Source organism: Paenibacillus medicaginis, from assembly GCF_042138635.1.
GTDB lineage: Bacteria > Bacillota > Bacilli > Paenibacillales > Paenibacillaceae > Paenibacillus > Paenibacillus medicaginis.
Genome location: NZ_JBHIRY010000082.1, coordinates 1 through 738, shown reverse-complemented (window position 1 = coordinate 738; position 738 = coordinate 1). Strand labels below are relative to the sequence as shown.

Annotated in this window: 2 rRNA genes; both read left to right on the top strand. The window is 49.7% G+C overall.

The features are described from left to right. Positions 1 to 54, top strand: a 16S ribosomal RNA gene (locus ACE5LO_RS27720); the annotation flags it as partial. A 222-nt stretch (positions 55 to 276) separates the two neighbouring features. Beyond that, positions 277 to 738 (top strand): 23S ribosomal RNA (locus ACE5LO_RS27715); the annotation flags it as partial.

Here is a 738-nt window from a genome sequence, read left to right as displayed (position 1 = left end):
GTGAAGTCGTAACAAGGTAGCCGTATCGGAAGGTGCGGCTGGATCACCTCCTTTCTATGGAGAATCGCTTCCTGCGATGGAAGCATTCAAATTTAAAATCAGGTTTCGGCCTGTGACTCACTCGTTGCTCAGTTTTGAGAGCTCAAACTCTCAACCTTGTACCTTGAAAACTGGATACCGAAACGAAACATTGCGTTTTAGAATAATCCTTTTAGCTGAGCTTGTGTCGCAAGACCAAGATCAATAAAAGTAGCATGCGTTTACAAGTAAACGCTAGGTTAAGCTACTAAGAGCACACGGAGGATGCCTAGGCGCCAGAAGCCGACGAAGGACGTGGCGAACGACGAAATGCCTCGGGGAGCTGTAAGCAAGCTTCGATCCGGGGATGTCCGAATGGGGAAACCCGGCTGTCGTAATTGACAGTCACTATTCACTGAATACATAGGTGAATGAGAGGCATACCAGGGGAACTGAAACATCTAAGTACCCTGAGGAAGAGAAAACAAACGTGATTCCGTCAGTAGCGGCGAGCGAACGCGGATTAGCCCAAACCAGGAAGCTTGCTTCCTGGGGTTGTGGGACGTCTCACATGGAGTTACAAAGGTGTATCGTAGATGAAGAGGTCTGGAAAGGCCCGCTGTAAAAGGTAAAAGCCCTGTAGTTGAAAGGGTACACCCTCCGAGACGGATCCCGAGTAGTGCGGGGCACGTGAAACCCCGTATGAATCCGGCAGGACCA